This is a genomic window from Ruegeria sp. BI7 (assembly GCF_056537925.1).
On record NZ_JBQFSK010000003.1, the window covers coordinates 190842 to 210501 of the forward strand.

19 protein-coding genes are annotated in these 19660 nt (G+C 58.2%); 11 read left to right on the top strand and 8 right to left on the bottom strand.

Translation table 11 applies throughout. The features are described from left to right. Positions 1 to 66 precede the first annotated feature (66 nt). A complete protein-coding gene (locus ACR0JB_RS10440) occupies positions 67 to 1092 on the top strand; it encodes a LacI family DNA-binding transcriptional regulator (protein WP_170349630.1) in 1026 nt (341 codons plus the stop codon). A gap of 4 nt (positions 1093 to 1096) precedes the next feature. Next, positions 1097 to 2305: a winged helix-turn-helix domain-containing protein gene (locus tag ACR0JB_RS10445; protein WP_170396750.1), complete on the top strand. Its 1209-nt coding sequence runs from the start codon at positions 1097 to 1099 to the stop codon at positions 2303 to 2305. Positions 2306 to 2308: 3 nt separating this feature from the next. Here the strand turns inward: ACR0JB_RS10445 and ACR0JB_RS10450 are convergent, their stop codons facing one another. Next, complete coding sequence (locus ACR0JB_RS10450) at positions 2309 to 3007, bottom strand: fumarylacetoacetate hydrolase family protein (protein WP_170396752.1); 699 nt, start codon at positions 3005 to 3007, stop codon at positions 2309 to 2311. A 541-nt stretch (positions 3008 to 3548) separates the two neighbouring features. Continuing rightward, positions 3549 to 3983: a homoprotocatechuate degradation operon regulator HpaR gene (gene hpaR / locus ACR0JB_RS10455; RefSeq protein ID WP_170349627.1), complete on the bottom strand. Its 435-nt coding sequence runs from the start codon at positions 3981 to 3983 to the stop codon at positions 3549 to 3551. A gap of 236 nt (positions 3984 to 4219) precedes the next feature. Here hpaR and ACR0JB_RS10460 point away from each other — a divergent pair, with 236 nt between their 5' ends. Further along, entirely contained in the window at positions 4220 to 5632 is a 1413-nt protein-coding gene (locus ACR0JB_RS10460; protein ID WP_170506312.1) for a pyridoxal phosphate-dependent decarboxylase family protein, read from the top strand. Positions 5633 to 5642: 10 nt separating this feature from the next. Beyond that, positions 5643 to 6413 (top strand): HpcH/HpaI aldolase family protein, encoded by a 771-nt coding sequence (locus tag ACR0JB_RS10465; RefSeq protein ID WP_480789899.1) that lies wholly within the window; start codon positions 5643 to 5645, stop codon positions 6411 to 6413. Between the two features lie 4 nt (positions 6414 to 6417). Here ACR0JB_RS10465 and ACR0JB_RS10470 read toward each other — a convergent pair whose 3' ends face one another. Further along, a complete protein-coding gene (locus tag ACR0JB_RS10470; protein WP_480789900.1) occupies positions 6418 to 7560 on the bottom strand; it encodes a DUF3095 domain-containing protein in 1143 nt (380 codons plus the stop codon). Between the two features lie 142 nt (positions 7561 to 7702). On the opposite strand from ACR0JB_RS10470, the gene ACR0JB_RS10475 reads away from it, so the two are divergent. From ACR0JB_RS10475 to ACR0JB_RS10490, 4 genes are all read left to right on the top strand, one after another. Next, positions 7703 to 8875, top strand: a complete 1173-nt coding sequence (locus ACR0JB_RS10475) for an MFS transporter (RefSeq protein ID WP_480789901.1) — start codon at positions 7703 to 7705, stop codon at positions 8873 to 8875. A 33-nt stretch (positions 8876 to 8908) separates the two neighbouring features. Continuing rightward, positions 8909 to 9946: a glycosyltransferase family 4 protein gene (locus ACR0JB_RS10480; RefSeq protein WP_480789902.1), complete on the top strand. Its 1038-nt coding sequence runs from the start codon at positions 8909 to 8911 to the stop codon at positions 9944 to 9946. A gap of 110 nt (positions 9947 to 10056) precedes the next feature. After that, a complete protein-coding gene (locus ACR0JB_RS10485; RefSeq protein WP_170396764.1) occupies positions 10057 to 11079 on the top strand; it encodes an aspartate-semialdehyde dehydrogenase in 1023 nt (340 codons plus the stop codon). A 161-nt stretch (positions 11080 to 11240) separates the two neighbouring features. Then, positions 11241 to 12158: an endonuclease/exonuclease/phosphatase family protein gene (locus ACR0JB_RS10490; protein WP_170396766.1), complete on the top strand. Its 918-nt coding sequence runs from the start codon at positions 11241 to 11243 to the stop codon at positions 12156 to 12158. Positions 12159 to 12218: 60 nt separating this feature from the next. Here the strand turns inward: ACR0JB_RS10490 and ACR0JB_RS10495 are convergent, their stop codons facing one another. Then, complete coding sequence (locus tag ACR0JB_RS10495; protein WP_170396768.1) at positions 12219 to 12755, bottom strand: SRPBCC family protein; 537 nt, start codon at positions 12753 to 12755, stop codon at positions 12219 to 12221. A 105-nt stretch (positions 12756 to 12860) separates the two neighbouring features. Next, positions 12861 to 13511 (bottom strand): carbonic anhydrase, encoded by a 651-nt coding sequence (locus ACR0JB_RS10500; RefSeq protein ID WP_170349618.1) that lies wholly within the window; start codon positions 13509 to 13511, stop codon positions 12861 to 12863. 144 nt (positions 13512 to 13655) lie between these two features. Here ACR0JB_RS10500 and ACR0JB_RS10505 point away from each other — a divergent pair, with 144 nt between their 5' ends. The 3 genes from ACR0JB_RS10505 to ACR0JB_RS10515 all read left to right on the top strand — a co-directional run bounded on the left by ACR0JB_RS10505 (position 13656) and on the right by ACR0JB_RS10515 (position 16225). After that, positions 13656 to 14045, top strand: a complete 390-nt coding sequence (locus ACR0JB_RS10505) for a hypothetical protein (RefSeq protein ID WP_170349845.1) — start codon at positions 13656 to 13658, stop codon at positions 14043 to 14045. 63 nt (positions 14046 to 14108) lie between these two features. Then, positions 14109 to 15491, top strand: coding sequence for a leucyl aminopeptidase family protein (locus ACR0JB_RS10510; protein ID WP_170396770.1), 1383 nt, complete (start codon positions 14109 to 14111; stop codon positions 15489 to 15491). Continuing rightward, positions 15488 to 16225, top strand: a complete 738-nt coding sequence (locus ACR0JB_RS10515; RefSeq protein WP_170396772.1) for a C40 family peptidase — start codon at positions 15488 to 15490, stop codon at positions 16223 to 16225. Before ACR0JB_RS10510 ends, ACR0JB_RS10515 begins: the two co-directional genes overlap by 4 nt. Here ACR0JB_RS10515 and ACR0JB_RS10520 read toward each other — a convergent pair. From ACR0JB_RS10520 to ACR0JB_RS10530, 3 genes are all read right to left on the bottom strand, one after another. Further along, the gene (locus ACR0JB_RS10520) at positions 16222 to 16572 is read right to left on the bottom strand and encodes a DUF2794 domain-containing protein (protein WP_170349615.1); all 351 of its coding nucleotides are present in this window, start codon (positions 16570 to 16572) and stop codon (positions 16222 to 16224) included. The genes ACR0JB_RS10515 and ACR0JB_RS10520 overlap by 4 nt on opposite strands. A gap of 76 nt (positions 16573 to 16648) precedes the next feature. Further along, positions 16649 to 18313 (bottom strand): ABC transporter permease, encoded by a 1665-nt coding sequence (locus ACR0JB_RS10525; protein ID WP_170577937.1) that lies wholly within the window; start codon positions 18311 to 18313, stop codon positions 16649 to 16651. 121 nt (positions 18314 to 18434) lie between these two features. After that, entirely contained in the window at positions 18435 to 19655 is a 1221-nt protein-coding gene (locus tag ACR0JB_RS10530; protein WP_170396776.1) for a phenylacetate--CoA ligase family protein, read from the bottom strand. Positions 19656 to 19660: the final 5 nt, after the last annotated feature.

Here is a 19660-nt window from a genome sequence, read left to right on the forward strand (position 1 = left end):
ACAACAGTTGTAAATCAAGTCCCGTTCACGCTACCATCGGGCAAAACAACAGTGCAGGTGCCCTCCGTGACCACAGAAACAAAACGTCCGCTTACCCTTCGTGATGTCTCGGAAGCGTCAGGAGTGTCCGAAATGACAGTCAGCCGCGTTCTGAGGAACCGAGGTGACGTGTCCGACGCCACCCGCACCCGCGTTTTGGCTGCCGCGAAAGAGTTGGGATACGTTCCTAACAAGATTGCAGGCGCGCTGGCTTCCAGCCGCGTAAATCTGGTTGCGGTGATTATCCCGTCGCTGTCCAATATGGTCTTTCCCGAGGTTCTGACCGGTATCAATCAGGTGTTGGAAGACACTGAATTGCAGCCCGTGGTCGGCGTCACCGATTACCTGCCCGAGAAAGAAGAAAAGGTCCTTTACGAGATGCTCTCGTGGCGGCCGTCGGGTGTGATCATCGCGGGACTGGAACATACCGAAGCCGCCCGCGCAATGTTGGATTCAGCCGGAATTCCGGTGGTCGAGATCATGGATACTGACGGCAAACCAGTGGACGCGATGGTCGGCATCTCACACCGCCGTGCCGGGCGTGAAATGGCTGCTGCGATCCTGAAAGCGGGTTATCAACATATCGGTTTCATGGGCACCAAGATGCCGTTGGACCACCGCGCGCGGAAACGCTTTGAAGGTTTTACCGAAGTGCTGGGCAAGAACGGGATCGAGATCGAAGATCGCGAGTTCTACTCCGGCGGCTCGGCCCTGGCCAAAGGGCGCGAGATGACGCAGACCATGCTGGATCGTTCGCCCGACCTAGATTTCCTGTATTATTCCAATGATATGATTGGTGCTGGTGGATTGCTGTACCTGCTGGAACAGGGCATCGACATACCGGGACAGATCGGTCTGGCCGGGTTCAACAATGTGGAACTGCTGCAGGGGTTACCACGCAAGCTTGCCACGATGGATGCCTGCCGTCTTGAGATCGGGCGCAAGGCGGCCGAGATTATCGCCACGCAATTGGCCGATCCGAATACCGAGGTCGACACGCGTCTGACACTGACCCCCAAGATCAGCTACGGCGACACCCTGAAGCGGCGCTAAACTCATGGCGCCGCGGCGGCTGGACAACAAAACGGCCCGCGCGTTGTTTATGGATCACCATGCGCTGGCCGAACCGCCTTCGGGCGGGGCCAAAGGTGCGGATTTATTGGATTTGATCCACCGACTGGGCTTTGTTCAGCTGGACAGTATCAATACCGTGGCGCGCGCCCATGACATGATCCTGTATTCGCGCAGGCCATCCTATCGCGCCAAAAACCTCAAACAGCTTTACGAACGTGACAAGGCGCTGTTTGAACACTGGACTCATGACGCTGCTGTCATCCCGATAGAGTTTTACCCCCATTGGCATCTGCGATTTCAACGTGATGAGGTATTGTTGAAATCCCGGTGGAAAAATTGGCGCCGGGATGGGTTTGAGCAGCAGTTTGCCTCTGTCCTGCAACATATCCGCGATCATGGCCCGGTCTCGTCCTCGGATGTGGGCAAGGACGAGAAAAAGGGCTCGGGCGGTTGGTGGGATTGGCACCCATCGAAAACGGCGCTTGAGTTCCTGTGGCGGTCGGGCGCGCTGACCGTGGTTGGCCGCAACGGATTTCAAAAGCAATACGATCTGACCGAACGGGTCATCGAGACGCATCTGTGTCCTGGCAACATGCCCTGCAACCCCGAGGAAACCATGGATTGGTTGTGCAAAGCAGCGTTGGACCGGCTGGGATTTGCAACACCCGGAGAGCTGGCGGCATTCTGGGATACGGTCAGTGTTAGCGAGGCCAAGAACTGGTGTAATAAGGGTCTAACACAGGGCATTCTGGAGGAGATTGAAGTCACCTGTGCCGATGGAAGAATCCGCAAACTGCTCGCGCGCCCGGATTTGGCCGAGAAAAACCCGCCTTCGCCGTCCAGCCGCATTCGCGTGCTTAGCCCCTTTGACCCGATGCTGCGCGACCGCAACCGCGCGGAACGTCTGTTCGGGTTCCATTATCGGATTGAGGTCTTCGTTCCCGCCGCCAAACGGACCTATGGCTATTACGTGTTTCCGCTGCTGGAAGGGGACCGATTGATTGGCCGGATCGATATGAAAGCCCAGCGCGACCGTGGCATTCTACAGATCAACGCGTTATGGCCAGAGCGATCCGTGCGCTGGTCCGACGCGCGGACACGCAGGCTGGAGGCCGAGATGGACCGCGTCCGCCGGTTTGCTGGATTGGACGGTATTGAATTCGCAACCGATTGGCTGAAAGACCCTAAATAGGGTCTATTCTGAATCCGTCAGCGTCAATTGGATCGGCTGCAACCCGTCAATCCCCCCTTCGATCACATCCCCAGCCTGCACTGGGCCAACACCGGCGGGTGTGCCCGTCAGGATCAGGTCACCTGGACGCAGATGGTAATATCCGGACAAATGGCTGATGATTTCGTCGATCTTCCAGATCAGTTCGCTCAGCGTGGCATCCTGACGAATGTCGCCGTTCACGCTTAGATGAATGCGTGTGTTGTCTTGCGGTGACCAGTCCGCAGCCGAGGTCAGGGGCGCAAACACTGCGCCGGCCTCAAGGTCCTTACCCAGATCCCAGGGTCGCTGTTTGTTGCGCTCTCGGATTTGCAGATCCCTACGGGTCATGTCCAGGGCACAGCCATAGGCATAGACGGCGTCCCAGGCCTGCGCACTGGTGGCGCGGAAAACGGGCTTGCCGATGGCTACAGCCAGCTCCATCTCGTAATGAAAATTCTCGGTCCCCGGCGGGTATGGCACAGACGCACCAGTCAGAACTGCGTTTGGCGCTGATTTGGTGAAATAAAAGGGGGCTTCGCGGTCGACCTCGTGCCCCATTTCGGCGGCATGAGCGGCATAGTTACGGCCCACACAGAAAATTCGCCCCACCGGATAAGACGCATCCTGCCCCTGCATCGGAATCACAACCGGATCGGGAAGAGAAAACAAATTGTCTGGCATGGCAGCCCCCTATTCTATCAGCCAGCGCGCATCTTAATGCGGTGAACCGCGGGAACAAGTCGCCGCTTCTCGCGACATCGGCTGAATTCACTGCAATTTTACCTGCCAATCGGCAAGCCCTGGCCGACAGCTGTTCACAATCTGATCGACGGGCTTGGAAAACGCTCAAACAGCTCTAAGTTGAAAGATGGCTGGGTGACGAGCGCTGGCAAATCGGGGTGCCGCGCGCTCTGACCGCCACTCACAGATATGGCGGGGACCCAAGCACCCGCCACGACGTCAAGACATCCCATAGGGTCCCGCATCACGCGGCATTATCGGGTGCGAATATTTCAGAGAACTATGGTCAAAGGCGTTACCCCCAATGTCTTTGGCGCAAAAAGCCGGTTACTTTTTTGATTGGCGCGTTCTCTGAATTGCGGGCCGGACCGTCGGGAACTATCCGGTGCAACCGGCCTCGGGCCAGGCATATAATCCAGTACACGTCTGGCCGCCCCGTCAGAGATAGCACCTGTCTCTGGCGGGGTTCGTATTTGGGGTGTCACGTTTCCAGTTCGCGCAATTCGTTCAGCAGGTCCAACAGGGCCTCATGCCGGTCGGGCCCAAGTTTGGTGCGCAGATCCTCGGCCAGATGGATGGTTATCTGAATATTGTCCTGGATAATCTGCTTTCCTTTGGCTGTGATGTCGACGATCTGGCGGCGCTTGTCACAAGGGTGCGCGCTCCGCAGGATCAGGCCTTTGACCTCAAGCTTTTGCAGAATGCGAGTTAGGCTGGGCAACAACAGGCAAGCACGGTCCGCAATATGAGTCGGCTCTTGCGGGCCTTCCTCGTTCAGGACACGCAACACGCGCCATTGCTGTTCGGTCACACCAACATCCACCAGCATCTTGCGAATGGGTCCCATGACCCGTTCCCGCGCCCGCAGCAACGCAATGGGCAATGAACGTGACGTCAATGGTACATCATTGGTCATACGAAATTCTTGCCGAATTCCGCCGACACTGCAACGGGACAAAGGGTTTTTTCGGCTGTTCTTACCTATTTGGCCATAAATAGACTCTATGCGATGGGATATTTTCACAGAGTTGTCATTTTGTGATGAAGTGAAGGATCGAAAGATCGTTGACCTTCTGCCCGCGTTGTCCATCACTATCAGCAAGACAAAACCAGCCTGGGGGTAACCCCCACCAAACAATGCTGAGGATAGCGATGAAATGGGATGAATTCTCAGACTGGGGCAAGAAAATATCCGAATGGGCACAGGATTATCACCTGACCGTGGGGGACAAACCGGTGCGCTCCCAGACCGAGCCCGGAGAAGTGTTCAACGCCCTGCCCGCCCATCCGCCGGAACAGGCGCAGGCGATCGAGGACATTTTCCGCGATTTCGAAGATATCGTGATGCCCGGCATTACCCATTGGCAGCACCCCCGGTTCTTTGCCTATTTCAACTCGAACGCCTCGGCCCCTTCGGTTCTGGCCGAGTTTCTGGCCAGCGCAATCGCGCCACAATGCATGCTGTGGCAGACCTCGCCCGCCGCAACCGAGATGGAAACGCGGATGATGGACTGGCTGCGACAGGCGCTGGACCTGCCCGAAGAGTTTGCTGGTGTCATCCAGGATTCTGCTTCGTCGGCAACGCTGGCCGCTGTGCTGACTATGCGGGAAAAAGTGTTGAACTGGCAGGGCAATCGTCAGGGGTTGTTCGGTCAGAAACCGCTTCGTGTCTATTGCTCGGCCGAGGTCCATACATCGGTGGACCGCGCCATCTGGGTTGCGGGGATTGGGCAGGATAATCTGGTACGTGTTCCGACTAAGGGAGATTGGCGCGGGATGGATCCTGCGGCACTAGATAGGGCAATTCAAGCCGATTTAGACTCTGGTTTTCAGCCCGCCGGTGTCATTATGTGTGTTGGTGGCACCGGAACTGGGGCCACCGATCCGATCGACGAATGCTTGAAGGTGGCGCAGAAATACGGGCTTTATACGCATGTGGATGCGGCCTGGGCCGGGTCGGCGATGATCTGCCCTGAATATCGCCATTATTGGCCCGGTGTGGATCAGGCCGATAGCATCGTCTTCAACCCGCATAAATGGCTTGGTGTGCAATTCGATTGCTGTGCGCATTTCCTGAAAAACCCGGATGACCTGGTGCAGACGTTGGCGATTAGCCCGGAATTCCTGAAGACACATGGTAAGGACGGGGTCATCAACTATTCGGAATGGTCGGTGCCTCTGGGCCGTCGGTTCCGTGCGCTGAAACTGTGGTTCGTTATACGCGCCTATGGGCTTGAGGGGTTGCGTGAGCGACTACGCAATCATGTGAACTGGTCCGTCGACCTGCATGACAAGTTGGCGGCCGAGCCGGATTTCCAGATCACCACGCAACCGATGTGGTCGTTGTGGACCTTCCGCTATGCGCCTGAAGGGCATCCCGATCTGGACGCGCTGAACCTGCGGCTGGTTAATGCCATCAACGATGATGGCCGCATTTACCTGACCCAAACCCGTGTTGACGGTGATATGACGATCCGTTTTCAGGCGGGTCAGTTCGAAACCACTGAAGATGACGTGCGAATGGCCTATGATGTCATCACCGAAATCGCACGCTCACTAACCTAAGGGTTCCACCATGTCTGCACCAAAAAATACTTTCAAACAGGCTCTGATCAACGGAGAACGCCAAATCGGTTGCTGGAGCAGTTTTGCCGAACCCATCGCAACCGAGATCATGGGCACCGCCGGATTCGACTGGCTGGTGATCGACGGTGAACATGCGCCGAATGACATCCGTTCGATACGCGATCAGCTTATGGCGCTGGCCGCCAGCCCCTCGCATCCGGTGGTACGCGTGCCCGTGGGGGAAACGGCGAAGATCAAGATGGTGCTGGATGTGGGGGCGCAAACCATTCTGGTACCGATTGTAGAAAGCGCCGAGCAAGCGCGGGAATTGGTTCGCGCCTGCCGTTATCCACCCGAAGGTGTACGCGGTGTCGGTGCAGGGGCCGCACGCGCGACTGGTTATGGGTCCGTCCCGGATTACATTCAAACGGCGGATGCGCAGATTTGTCTGCTGGTACAGGTGGAAAACCGCGCCGGGATGGCAGCGCTGGACGATATTCTGACGGTTGACGGTATTGATGGCGTGTTCATCGGTCCGGCGGACCTGTCCACCGACATGGGCTATCAAGGCAACAGCGCCGCGCCCGAGGTGCAGACCACCATCGCCGACGCCATCACCCGTATCAAAGCCGCCGGCAAGGCACCTGGCATTCTGGGCACCAATGATGAGGCAAGCCAGGCCTATATGGCCATGGGCGCGCAGTTTCTGGCAGTGGGAATCGACGTGATGCTATTGGCGCAGGCGGCGCGGGCCTTAGCAGCCAAGTGGAAAGCGAAGTGACGCCTTAGCCCTGCATCCCTGCCGCGGCCTGCGCGTAACCACCCGAAGCTCCATCGACGAAATGCACATGATCATCGCGCGTGGCCGAGGGCACAAAACAGGTCATCATCGCCTCATCCTGCGCGTGCAGACCATAGCGAACCTTGCCCTGTCCCCGCGCTTGTTCCAGCATCATGCGGATCTGCGATAAGGTGGCCGGATCGCAATCCAGCGTCATTTTCAACCCGTCATCGAATTTGCGGAAATCGGCATTGCGACTGACCATGTGTTTGTAATGCTCAGGGTCGAACTGACCCAATCGCTTGCCGGTCTTGAACAGCAGCGCAATCAGCAGGTTTTGCCCCAAAAGTTTGAGTTTCTGCGCAAACAAGTTGCGCCCGGCCCGTGACACACGCGCATCAAGCGCGACATCGGGGGGCGGCCAACTGATCGGTGGGCCGTTTTCTGGCACGGGGTGGCCTGCGCGCTCCAACCGATCGGCCGCTGATAGGACGGATTGAGACAGATCGGCAAAATCGCTTTCGGTGGCTTTGGAAGTCGGCTGCACCACGACCGAGACGATCATTCCATGCCGCGCCCTGCTATTGGACCAGCGACAGGACAGGCCGGTAAGGTCGGGCTGCGCGCCGGGGTCGGCGGGCGGCACTTCGAACTGGCCTTCTTTCATCTGCGCCTCAGCCCAGGCCAGCCCGCCCCCCGAGAACATGGCGTAATCCACCCCGTCTGACGGCGCATAGCGTGCCACACGCAGGTCTTTGCCCGCCATGCGGATTTCGGACACGGGGACCAAGGCCCCGCGCAGAGTAATCCCAAACTCCTCGCCCGCCCAGCGCCGAAGCTGGGCCAGGACCGTTCGGCCCGTGTCAACCGCGCTGGCGGGTATGGCAAACCCGGCCCCGTCGCCACCGAAGACATAGGGAAACTCCTGACCCTTCAACCCGTTGATCATGCCCGAGATCACAGCCGCGCCGACCATATTGACAGTTTTGTAGCGCCCGTTGGCAATCTCGCCAGTTGAATCAACGATGTCGGCCACGCCCAGCGCCCAATCATCCGGCACAGCCGTAAACCGCGCAGGCTGAGCCAGTCGAGTAAAGTCCCGCTGCAGGGGAAGGCTGTCATAAAAGGCGGCCTGGGCGTCTTTCATTTGCACCTCGGGGTGATGGGTAAATAGTTAGATAGACCGAATGTGAACGCTGTCCGGTGAAAACAGTATAGCACACGCGCTTGTGTGGCGCATCGTGACGTGCGAAGCATTTCCGCGCAGGCGGGGGTAGAAGGGACGAAAAATGAAGGCAGGTCTGGTGGTCTTGTGCCTGGGCTATGTGCTCAGCCAGTTCTTTCGCGCCTTTCTGGCGGTTCTCAGCGTTGATCTGGGCCGCGATATCGGCGCCACACCCGAGGATCTGGCCTTTGCCTCAGGTCTTTGGTTTCTGATCTTTGCCGCGATGCAATTGCCGGTAGGATGGGCGCTGGATCAAGTCGGGCCGCGCCTGACCTCGGCCGTTCTTTTGCTGGTCGGCGGCGCAGGTGGCGCAGCCCTGTTTGCCGTGGCCCACACGCCGTTTCACATCGCCATCGCCATGGGATTGATCGGGGTCGGATGCTCGCCTGTTTTGATGGCATCTTATTATATCTTCGCGCGGGAATACCCGCCCGCCCGCTTTGCGACATTGGCCGCCGTGATGTTGGGCGTTGGATCGGTCGGCAATCTGGTGGCCTCATACCCCACTGCGCTGGCGGTCGAACTGGTTGGATGGCGCGCAACGATGTGGGTGTTGGCGCTGTTTTCGGGGGCTATCGCACTGGGTATCTTGTTCACCGTGCATGACCCAAAACGGGTCGAGACCGAACACAGGGGGTCCGTGCTGGATTTGCTGAAGGAACCCGCGCTTTGGACGATCCTGCCTTTGATGCTGGTCGCCTATGCACCCTCGGGCGCCACACGAGGGCTGTGGGCCGGGCCGTACCTAAGCGATATATTCAACCTAAGCACCACTCAGATCGGGACGGCGACTCTGATCATGGGCGCGGCGATGATTGCAGGCACCTTTGCCTACGGGCCGCTTGACCGGATGCTAGGCACGCGGAAAAGGGTGATTTTCGGCGGCAATGCGTTGGGCACCGTGGCACTGGTGCTGTTGTGTCTGTGGATCGACAACGCAGTCTGGGTATCAGTGGTTCTGATGGCGGTGATTGGGTTCATGGGGGCCAGCTTTCCGGTGATCATGGCGCATGGCCGCGCATTCGTTGCACCGCATCTGGTTGGGCGCGGCATGACCTTGCTGAACCTGTTTGGCATCGGCGGTGTGGGGCTAGCGCAATTTATCACCGGACGCATTCACGCTGCCACGGTGGACATAAGCCCGACCGCACCCTACACAGCGATATTCGGCTTTTTCGCGGTCGCGCTTGCCATCGGGTGCGTGATTTATCTATTCAGCCGCGACAGCATAGACTGATCCCGCCTCGGATCATCGGGTATGGAGAGCTCAATGCAGGATATCGAAGTTCTGGCGCCGAACCTGAAACATAGTCTTTCGGGAGTGACCACAACTGTTATCCGGCTACTGCCCATCCAGGAAAAGATGATCAACATCCGCGCCACGGGCCCAGGGTTGCCAGATAATATTCCGCATATTCCCCTTTGGAAGACTCTGTTTTTGCCCAATCGTGCGCCCATCGTCTGGCATGCGCGTCGCAACACCGAAATGCTGATGGGGCTGTTCCTAAGGTCCGTATTCCGCCGCAACTATAAAATGCTGTTCACGTCGGCCGCACAGCGCGATCATTCGGGATTTACCAAAAAACTGATCTCGAAAATGGATGCGTTGATTGCCACCACACCACAGGCGGCCTCATTCCTGCAACACCCGTCGAAGGTGATCATGCATGGCGTTGATACGCAGATCTTCCACCCGGCCGAGGATAAGGAAGCACTGCGCGCCAAGCTTGGATTGCCAACCGGGACGTTGATCGGGTGTTTCGGGCGTATTCGACCCCAAAAAGGCGTCGATCTGTTGGTTGATGCGGCGATCAAGGTGCTGCCATCCTTTCCTGATGCCAAAATCGTCTTTACCGGCAATGCCACGAAAGAATTCGAAGCCTTCCAGCGTGAACAGGAAACCAAGCTGAAACAGGCCGGGCTGGCCGACCGTGTCCGGTTTCTGGGCGAACGCCCGTGGGAGGAAATCGTCGAAACCTACCGTGCGCTGGATTTGTTCGTCGCCCCTGCCCGCCATGAAGGGTTCGGCCTGACCCCGCTTGAAGCGATGGCATCAGGCGTTCCGGCCATCGCCTGCCATGGCGTTGGCGCCTTTAGTGCGCAGATTCAAGACGGTGTAACCGGTCGTTTGGTAAAAAAAGACAACGTTGATGCGCTGGCCGAGGCTTTGCAAGACATGCTGAGCGACCCGGACAAGATGGCCGCCGCCGGAACTGCTGCCCGCCAGCATATCGAACAGAATTTTCGAATCGAAGGCGAGGCAGAAGAGATCGTCAAGGTCTACCGATCCCTGTTAGCGCAAGACTGAGGCCGGAAACGCCTCAAATCGCCGTCATCCTCGGAATAATGGAGCGATTCCTCTTTTTTCTTTGCTGCAACGCGGCTATGAACGCGCGTCCTTAACTTTGGAGACATGAAATGGGCTATCGCGTCGTAGTCGTCGGCGCCACGGGTAACGTGGGCCGCGAAATGCTGAACATCCTGGCGGAACGCCAGTTCCCTGTCGATGAACTTGCTGCCCTGGCAAGCCGTCGTTCGCTGGGAACTGAGGTGACTTTTGGCGACAAGACCCTCACGACCAAAGACCTGGACACATTCGATTTCACCGGCTGGGACATGGCACTGTTTGCCGTGGGGTCCGAGGCCACCAAGGTTTACGCCCCCAAGGCGGCCGCGGCTGGCTGCGTGGTGATCGATAACTCGTCGCTCTATCGCTATGACCCGGAGATTCCGCTGATCGTGCCGGAATGTAACCCGCAGGCGATTCACGACTATAAGAACAAGAACATCATCGCCAACCCCAACTGCTCGACCGCGCAGATGGTTGTCGCGCTGAAGCCGCTGCATGACCGCGCCAAGATCAAGCGCGTTGTCGTGTCGACCTATCAGTCGGTTTCGGGTGCTGGCAAAGAAGGGATGGATGAGCTGTGGGATCAGACCAAAGCCATCTACAACCCCACCAGCGAGGTTGAACCGAAGAAGTTCCAGAAACAGATCGCCTTCAACGTCATTCCTCAGATCGACGTCTTCATGGAAGACGGCTCGACCAAGGAAGAGTGGAAGATGGTTGTCGAAACCAAAAAGATCGTCGATCCGTCGATCAAGGTCACGGCCACCTGCGTCCGCGTTCCCGTGTTCGTCGGCCATTCCGAGGCCGTGAACATCGAATTCGAAGAATTCCTGGACGAAGACGAAGCCCGCGACATCCTGCGCGAGGCACCGGGCATCATGGTGATCGACAAGCGCGAACCCGGCGGCTACGTCTCGCCGATCGAATGCGCGGGCGATTTTGCCACCTTCATCAGCCGCATCCGTCAGGATTCGACGATCGAAAACGGCCTGAACCTGTGGTGCGTGTCCGACAACCTGCGCAAGGGCGCGGCGCTCAACGCTGTGCAGATTGCCGAACTGCTGGGTCGCGAAGTCCTGAAAAAAGGCTGATAAACATATCGAATGTGCCATGTTGGATGACGTGGCACATTCCACCTCTGCCTGTTGACAAAGACAGGCTGGCTTGTCACCAAAATGACGCGCTTTGACAGCGGGACATGTGACACAGCAAACCACATGCATTGCCCCGCACAAAGCGGCAGAGGCAGAGCATGCGAGTTTTGACCAAGCACAGGATTGTACGAAACCTGATCATAGGCTGCGCAAGTATGCTGATGGGTCTGGTCATTATTGGCTTTACAGGCCCCGTCATTGCAGCTGGGGATTCGTTCGCCCTGCTTCGCCCGCTGGCCGGTATTCTGCTTTTACCATGCGCCGTGATTTTGCTGTGCATGCGCGCGCGCTACGTCGCTTTGAGCGCGATAGCCGTTGCCGTCCTCGCGATTGGGTCAATCGCAACCAGCTATGCAGCGCCCTCAGGTGATTGCAATGACGCTTGCCTGACGTTGTATCAAAAGAACCTCATGAGCCAGGCCTGGCCACGCTATCCCTTGGCCGATGACATAATAGAATCCAACGCCGAGATCGTGACCTTGCAGGAAGTGTCCAGTCACAATCGCAAGTTCATGAGAAACATGTTCGAACATTACCCGGCAAAATCGATCTGTGAATTTCGCCCCGAACAAAACGTCGCCATCCTGACCACATTGCCAATTGTCGAAGGTTCCGAGTTTTGCCTGGAAGGGTATGGGCTTGTCGGGGTGCAGGTTAAAACCCCCGGCGGCGGTCTGGTTTGGGTTGTATCCGTACACCTGAACTGGCCGTTTCCTTATGACCAATCCAAACAAAGCCAAGTGATTGCTGACCGCATTAAGGAACTCGACGGGCCGGTTCTGATTGCCGGAGATTTCAATATGGTGCCCTGGGGCCAAAGCGTTCAGCGGATCGCGGCGGCAGCAGACAATCAAAGCTTTGGAACTAACCTGAACACTCATAACCTTGGCAGCTGGCAGATACCCTTGCCAATCGACATCCTGTTGTTCCCGAAAGGAACAACGGGAACGGTTGAGCTGCGCCCCTTCATGGGCTCCGACCACCTTGGAAAGCTCGCCAGAATTCGATTTGAATAATCTGCCCGGCCGTTGCGCCGAGCTGCATAGATCAAAAACTGCGGCGCAAAACCTATCGGCTTAGGGTTGCCCTTCGACCAGCGCCTTTAGATTGCTCAGCCCCTGTTCGTAATCGCCGCCGACCCACTTATCCATCATCAAACCCATCCAGTGTGCCATCGGGTTCATCCCAAGATCGGACTCAAATCCCCAAGTTACCTGCGTCTGATCGCCTTCGGGCGCCAGCTCAAACGACGCCGATGCCGTGCCCATCGGACCAAAATCCAGCGCGGTTCTGACGGTCTGATCCGGAACACTTTCGATGATTTCCTGCGTGCCGCTGCCGACCTGTGGATCCTCGGAACTCCAGCTCAGGGTGTTGCCCACCCCAGCTTCGGGTCCGCTATAGGACAGTTGCGTTTCCGGGTCCCGCGCCAGCCAGGGAGACCATTTCTCGGTCTCTTGCATGGAATTCACATAAGGAAAGATGGCGCTGGCCGGGGCATCGATGGTGATGCTGCGCGACACGATCGCCTTGCCGGGCAGCAGGTATGAGACACCGATCAATAGCAAAACAAGACAGATTAGAAAAAGAACAATACGTTTGATGACTCGCATATCGCGCCTCTGACCCAAACTCGTATCAGGCCACTATACCAAAAAAGGGCGCAGAATCAGAGACCTGATCCCCCGCCCATTATTCGCGTGACGTTTCAGCGCCGCTTAGACCACGACGAATTTCTTTTCCTGCGGATCATAGCTTTGCAGCCCGCCTTCGCCGATATCGGTCCACAACCCATGCAGGCTGAGCGAACCATCCTGCACCGCAGAGGACACGAAGGGAAAGGTCATCAGATTCTCAAGCGAGGCCACAACCGCCTGCCGCTCAAACTGACGCGCCTGTTCAACGCTGTCCTCGACATCGGCGACCAAGTCGTATTTCGGTTTGAGGATATCCATCCAGCGGCCCACAAAGCTTTCTTTGGCTTCCAGTTGCGGGGCCTGCCCCTTGCACATGTCGATACAGCCCTGCACACCACCACATTGCGAATGGCCCAGCACGATCAGATGCGCCACTTTCAGGGCGGTGACCGCATATTCAATCGCCGCACTGGTGCCGTGATGATCACCATCCGGTGCATAGGGCGGCACTAGGTTGGCAATGTTGCGGTGAATAAAGAACTCACCCTGATCGGCCCCGAAGATCGAAGTGACATGGACGCGGCTGTCACAACATGAAATCACCATCGCCCGTGGACGTTGTCCTTCAGTGGCCAGACGGCGATACCAGACTTGATTTTCAGAATATGTGGTGGCTTTCCAGCCGTGATACCGCTTGACCAAATAGTTCGGCAAAGGTTTGGCGTGATCCATTTGAAAGTCCCTGATTTGTTCGCTGGGGGCTGCTCTACCCCGAATTCGAAGAAAATTCGAGCGATTATCCCCCGCGAATGCAAGGTTTTGCAAAGGAATTCGCGGTCAAAGTCGGTCCATGCCGTGGGGGCGCAAAATATTGGGGTGAATGTGGTGGATAAGATACTCACGCTTGAACACAAGGAAACCGTTCGTCTGGATCAGGACCGGTTGAATGGATTGTACCGGCAATTGGGCGACAAGAACGCACTGGACGTATTGTGCCGCACGGTCGAGGAACTGGCCGTGCGCCTGTCGAACTGCGAACGGTTCTGGCGGCAACGCGATTGGGCCGGGTTGCGCAAATGCGCGCGGTCGCTGGTGGCGATCGCCGAACAGATCGGCATGGTCGCACTGGCCCGCGTCGCCGGGGATGTGGCGCAGTCCGTGGATGCGGGGGATGCCGTTGCCACCGGCGCCACCCTGTCGCGGCTGATCCGGGTCGGTGAAAACTCGCTGACGGTGATCTGGGATCAGCAGGACCTTTCGGTCTGACGGGGCTTGCGGACGGGCCGTGGGCGGCTAGGCTGGGCGCAAATCGAACAAGCCGAGATTTCCATGACCCTGTCCTTCGCTTCCTCTTCTGATCCATCGCTTCCGCTGCATGTCATCGCACAACCCGATCTGGAAGGTTGGCTGAGCGATCAGCCAGACCATATTGCAAACTGGGTCAGGGCCAGCGGGTTCACCGGCGCGCTGGGTCAGGCATTGCTGATTCCCGGACCGGAAGGCAAACCCGAATTTGCGCTGGGGGGATATGGCAAAGCAACAGGCCGGGTGCGCAAGCGCTTTCCGCTGGCCGCCGTGGCCGAAACCCTGCCAGAAGGCACCTATCACATTGCTTCTGGCGTCCCATCCGAGGTGTTAGCGACCGAATGTCTGGGCTGGTTGCTGACCGGCTATGCGTTCAACCGCTATGCCAAGCAATCTCCGGCCAACGCCCGGCTGATCGCGCCCGAGGGCGTCGACGCCACGTTGATCGAAGTTTTGGCCCAAGCCGAGGCCCTGACCCGCGATTTGGTCAACACGCCCACCGCAGATATGGGTCCGGATCAATTACAAGCTGCGGCAGAGGCGCTGGCGCAGGAATTCGAGGCGTCGTGCGACGTGATCCGCGGCGCGGCGCTGTTGGATCAGAACTTTCCGATGATCCACGCCGTTGGCCGGGCATCCGCGCAGGACCCCCGGCTGATCGAGATAAACTGGGGCAGTGTCGGCCCCAAGCTGACATTGGTCGGCAAAGGTGTGTGTTTTGATACCGGTGGGTTGAACCTGAAACCCGGCAACTCGATGGGCTTGATGAAGAAGGACATGGGCGGATCGGCCAATGTGCTGGGCCTGGCCCGGATGATCATGGCGTTGAACCTTCCGCTGCAACTGCGGGTGTTGATCCCAGCGGTTGAGAATTCGGTGGCCGGAGACGCCTTTCGCCCCGGCGATATCCTGACCTCGCGCAAGGGCCTGACGGTTGAGATCAACAATACCGACGCCGAGGGGCGGCTGGTACTGGCCGATGCGCTGACGCTGGCAGATGAGGGGGAACCGGATCTGGTAATCTCGATGGCCACGCTGACGGGTGCCGCGCGGGTGGCCGTTGGCCCCGATCTTGCGCCGTTTTACACCGATGACGACAGTGCTGCCGATGCTTTGGCACAAGCAGGCAGGCAGGCCGCTGATCCGGTTTGGCGGATGCCGTTCCATGAACCCTATGAGGCAATGATCGAACCCGGCATCGCCGATCTGGACAATGCGCCTCCGGGTGGGTTTGCAGGCTCGATCACCGCCGCGCTGTTCCTGCGTCGGTTTGTGGGCAATAGTCGTTACATGCATTTCGACATCTACTCGTGGCAGCCCAGCAAGGTCCCGGGCCGCAGCAAAGGCGGCCTCGGTCAAGGCCCCCGCGCCATATTGACCGCCCTACCCGAGATTCTGGGCTTATGACCCAACAGCGCATCATAACCCCCGTCGCTGACCTGTTGCGCCGCCCGGATGGTCCGCGGGACCGGCAGCTTTTATTCGGTGACACCGTCACCGTCCTTGAAACGCAACAGGGTTGGGGCCGGATCACCGCCGACAAGGACGGTTACCCGGGCTGGGTAAACCTGGATCATTTGGGGGCACCGGTGCCCGATACGCATTGGGTCACGGCGCCTGCGACCCACGCCTATGCGCAGCCGGATATAAAAAGCCCCGACCGGATCTCGTTGAGTTTCGGCAGCAGGGTTCAGGTTCTTTCGGAAAATGGCCGGTTTCTGGAAACTGAGCTGGGATTCATCCCCGCCGTTCATGCCAAGCGCAACGCCATCCACCTGACCGATCCGGTTTCCGTGGCCGAACTGTTTCTGGGCACACCCTATCTTTGGGGCGGCAACAGTCGGTTCGGGCTGGATTGCTCGGGTCTGGTGCAGGCTGGGCTATTGGCCTGCGGCACGCCCTGCCCCGGCGATAGCAGCGATCAAGAGCGTGAATTGGGCGAGGCCCTGCCCGCTGGGACGGAACCGAAACGCGGCGATCTGCTGTTTTGGAAGGGTCACGTCGCCTGGGTCTATGGCGACAACATGCTGCTACATGCCAATGCGTATCACATGGATGTGACGTTCGAGCCGATGGATCAGGCTATCACGCGTATTCTGGAACAGGGTGATGGGCCAGTGACCGCCCACAAACGGCTCTAATCAAGGTCGACCGAGCGAATCAGCTTGCGTTCCAACACCCTTAGAACTGTGCGCAAATCCTGGCCGCGTTTCAGGATGCGGCCATCCATGCCAACAACCGAATACATCCCCTGCCTTTGCCGCAGACGTGGATGTTTCTCGACCCGGTAAATCGGATGTTCTGCCGTTCGCCGAAAGATGGAAAACACCGCCATGTCGCGCAGGTTGGAAATTCCGTAATCGCGCCATTCTCCGGCGGCGACCATCCTGCCATAGACGGATAGAATATGGGACATCTCGTGCCGGTTAAACGCGACGGGCATCTGGGCCGAGTTTGCAGAAAACCGGCTGGGAGGCTGCATGTTCATACCCCAAGCCTTGCCGGAAATTGCGTTTGAATCAAGCCCAAGCACAACAGGATGTGATTTTTTGGTTCGCCCTGTGCTAGCGCCGCCCGACCTGACGGCAGATCAGAATCACCGGCAACAGCCCCACCGCAAGGATCACCAGCGAGGGCACGGCGGCACCCTCCAACCGCTCATCCGAGGCCAGCCGATACGCCTGTACCGCCAGCGTATCAAAGTTGAAGGGCCGCATGATCAGGGTGGCGGGAAGCTCTTTCATCACGTCGACGAAGACGATCAGCAGCGCCGTCAGCAGCGAGGGCGTCAGGATCGGCAAATGCACCCGTCTCAGCGTTCCCAACGGGGTCTGGCCCAGCGACCGTGCAGCGGCGTCCATGTTGACATGCACCGTGCTTTGCCCACCCTCATAAGCGCTGAGCGCAGCGGCCAGGAAACGCACCATATAGGCCGCGATCAGCAACCAGATTGACCCGGTAACCAGCAGTCCGGTCGAGATATCGAAAGTTTCGCGCATCCAAGCATCCAATGCGTTGTCGAAACTGGCAAATGGCACCAAAAGGCCCACCGCGATTACACCGCCCGGCACTGCATAACCCAGCCGCGCGACATAACCCGTCGTGGCTGACCCTTTGCCCGGGCGCAACCGCTGATAGAACCCGATGCAAATCGCCGCAAAAACGGTGACGACGGCGGCCGTACCTGCCAGCGTCAACGAGTTCTGGATAAACCCGATATAGCGCCGCGACAGCAGGTTCTGTTCCGATTCAAGCCCCATCTGCACCAGAATGAACACCGGCAGCAAAAAACCCAATAGCACCGGAATGGCACACAGCGTGAACCCCGCAACTGCAAACCAACCTTTAATCTGCTGTGCTGGCAGTGGGGCGTGGCTTTTACCTGCCTGGTAATATTTTGCCTTGCCCCGCCGAGTGCGTTCGATCACTGCCAGTAGCAATGCGAAACCCAGCAGGCACATGGCCAGCTGCGCGGCGGCAGCGCGGTCTCCGATCGAAAACCAGCTGGTATAGATACCGGTGGCAAAGGTCTGAACGCCGAAATAAGCCACGGTGCCAAAATCGGCGATGGTCTCCATGATCGCCAGCAGGACCCCGCCGGCAATTGCCGGGCGCGCCATTGGCAAGGACACATGCCAGAACGCCAGCCAAGGGCTTTTTCCCAACGCCCGCGCGGCCAGAAAAGCGGTCGAGCTTTGCTGTAGAAAGGCGGCGCGGGCCAGCAAATAGACATAAGGATACAGAACCAGGATCAGCATCACCGCCGCGCCCCCGGTCGAGCGAATCTCGGGGAACCAATAGTCGCGCGGGCCCCAGCCGGTCACCTCGCGCAGGGTGGTTTGAACGATGCCGGGGTGATCCAGAATGAACGTATAGGCATAGGCCAGAACATAGGCCGGAAAGGCCAGTGGCAAGACCAGTGCGATCTCAAGAAAGCGGACGCCCGGAAAGCGGGTCATCGTCACCAACCAGGCCGCGCCCACACCGATGGACAAGGTGCCGATGGCGACCAGAACCACCAAAACTAACGTCGTCAGCGCATAGCCGGGCAGAACCGTATCCAGCAGGTGTGAGATCGTTTCCGTCCCACCCGTCACTGCCGCCAGAACAACCGCCATCATCGGCAGCAGGCAGGCCGCCGCCACCATATAGGACACCACGGCCACCAACCGGGTGCCAAACACGCCCCGATTGCGCGTTCCGTGTTCTGAGTATTCGATTTCGGCCATGTTTCCAGTGTTTCAGGCAAAGAGGCGCAGGTTTCGCCTTTAATCGACTAAAATGCTAAGAAACACCAGTAGGCAGAGGAACAATTCTGCGGCACAAACTGCCGCAGAACCCTTTGTTGGACTATTCGTAAACGCGCTGATCCTCGATCACCAACCCGTCCTTGGGCAGCGAACCAGGGGCCACAACCTCAATCGCGCCTTTCAGTTTCAGCACTTCAATTACGGATTTGGCATAGGTCACGTCATCGTCGCGTGGGCTTTCGATCTGAACGGTCATCGTGTCCATTTCCCCCTGTCGCGCGGCGATGACACGGGCTTTGACGATCTCTGCATGTTTGTCGACCAGCGCGGCCACCTGTTCAGGACGCACGAACATGCCTTTGATCTTGGTGGTCTGATCGGCCCGTCCCATCCAACCCTTGATACGCAGGTTGGTGCGGCCACAAGGCGATTGTCCGGGCATGATCGCGGACATATCACCGGTGGCAAACCGGATCAGCGGATAATCTGGGTTTAGCGAGGTCACCACGACCTCACCCACCTCACCCGTTGCAACCGGGGTGCCTGTGCCGGGCGTGACGATTTCGACAATCACATGCTCGTCGATGATCATTCCCTCCATCGCGTGGCTTTCATAGGCGATATTGCCCAGATCGGCGGTGGCATAACATTGCAGACAGGAAATACCCCGGTCGGCATAATCCTGACGCAGCGATGGGAACAGTGCGCCACCACCCACCACGGCAGAAGAAAAGTTCAGCTCCACACCCATCTCATCCGCTTTGTCCAGAATGACCTTCAGGTAATCCGGAGTACCAGCATAAGACGTACACCCCACATCCCGCGCCGCAGTGACCTGCAGCTCGGTCTGGCCGGTACCGGCGGGCAGCACAGCGGCCCCAACAGCCCGCGCACCACTTTCAAAAATCATCCCAGCCGGGGTCAGGTGATAGCCAAAACAGTTATGGACGATATCACCGGGTCCTACGCCTGCCGCATGCAGGAACCGGCCCATGCGCCACCAATCGGGATCAGTGCTGCCGGGCTCATAAATCGGACCCGGGGACTGGAAAACATGGTGAAAATGCCGCGCCGGTGTGACCGTGAACCCGCCAAACGGCGGCCGCGCCGCCTGTGCCTGCGCCAGTTCAGATTTGCGCAGCACCGGCAGTTTCACCAGATCCTCGGCCGAGGCAACAGCATTGCAATCAACCCCTGCCAGATGCGCCGCAAAACCGGGCGCGGACAACGCCCGCTGAATTTGAACACGCAGCGTCTGCGCCTGATCGGCAGCGCGCTCGTCGGCTGAACGGGTCTCTAGCGCGTCGTAGTAGTTCTTCATGACCA

Bases quoted from the DNA above. Each gene is read 5' to 3' on its own strand.
- ACR0JB_RS10445 (WP_170396750.1), top strand. From the start codon at position 1,097: ATGGCGCCGCGGCGGCTGGACAACAAAACGGCCCGCGCGTTGTTTATG.
- ACR0JB_RS10450 (WP_170396752.1), bottom strand. From the start codon at position 3,007: ATGCCAGACAATTTGTTTTCTCTTCCCGATCCGGTTGTGATTCCGATG.
- hpaR (WP_170349627.1), bottom strand. From the start codon at position 3,983: ATGACCAATGATGTACCATTGACGTCACGTTCATTGCCCATTGCGTTG.
- ACR0JB_RS10460 (WP_170506312.1), top strand. From the start codon at position 4,220: ATGAAATGGGATGAATTCTCAGACTGGGGCAAGAAAATATCCGAATGG.
- ACR0JB_RS10465 (WP_480789899.1), top strand. From the start codon at position 5,643: ATGTCTGCACCAAAAAATACTTTCAAACAGGCTCTGATCAACGGAGAA.
- ACR0JB_RS10470 (WP_480789900.1), bottom strand. From the start codon at position 7,560: ATGAAAGACGCCCAGGCCGCCTTTTATGACAGCCTTCCCCTGCAGCGG.
- ACR0JB_RS10475 (WP_480789901.1), top strand. From the start codon at position 7,703: ATGAAGGCAGGTCTGGTGGTCTTGTGCCTGGGCTATGTGCTCAGCCAG.
- ACR0JB_RS10480 (WP_480789902.1), top strand. From the start codon at position 8,909: ATGCAGGATATCGAAGTTCTGGCGCCGAACCTGAAACATAGTCTTTCG.
- ACR0JB_RS10485 (WP_170396764.1), top strand. From the start codon at position 10,057: ATGGGCTATCGCGTCGTAGTCGTCGGCGCCACGGGTAACGTGGGCCGC.
- ACR0JB_RS10490 (WP_170396766.1), top strand. From the start codon at position 11,241: ATGCGAGTTTTGACCAAGCACAGGATTGTACGAAACCTGATCATAGGC.
- ACR0JB_RS10495 (WP_170396768.1), bottom strand. From the start codon at position 12,755: ATGCGAGTCATCAAACGTATTGTTCTTTTTCTAATCTGTCTTGTTTTG.
- ACR0JB_RS10500 (WP_170349618.1), bottom strand. From the start codon at position 13,511: ATGGATCACGCCAAACCTTTGCCGAACTATTTGGTCAAGCGGTATCAC.
- ACR0JB_RS10510 (WP_170396770.1), top strand. From the start codon at position 14,109: ATGACCCTGTCCTTCGCTTCCTCTTCTGATCCATCGCTTCCGCTGCAT.
- ACR0JB_RS10515 (WP_170396772.1), top strand. From the start codon at position 15,488: ATGACCCAACAGCGCATCATAACCCCCGTCGCTGACCTGTTGCGCCGC.
- ACR0JB_RS10520 (WP_170349615.1), bottom strand. From the start codon at position 16,572: ATGAACATGCAGCCTCCCAGCCGGTTTTCTGCAAACTCGGCCCAGATG.
- ACR0JB_RS10525 (WP_170577937.1), bottom strand. From the start codon at position 18,313: ATGGCCGAAATCGAATACTCAGAACACGGAACGCGCAATCGGGGCGTG.
- ACR0JB_RS10530 (WP_170396776.1), bottom strand. From the start codon at position 19,655: ATGAAGAACTACTACGACGCGCTAGAGACCCGTTCAGCCGACGAGCGC.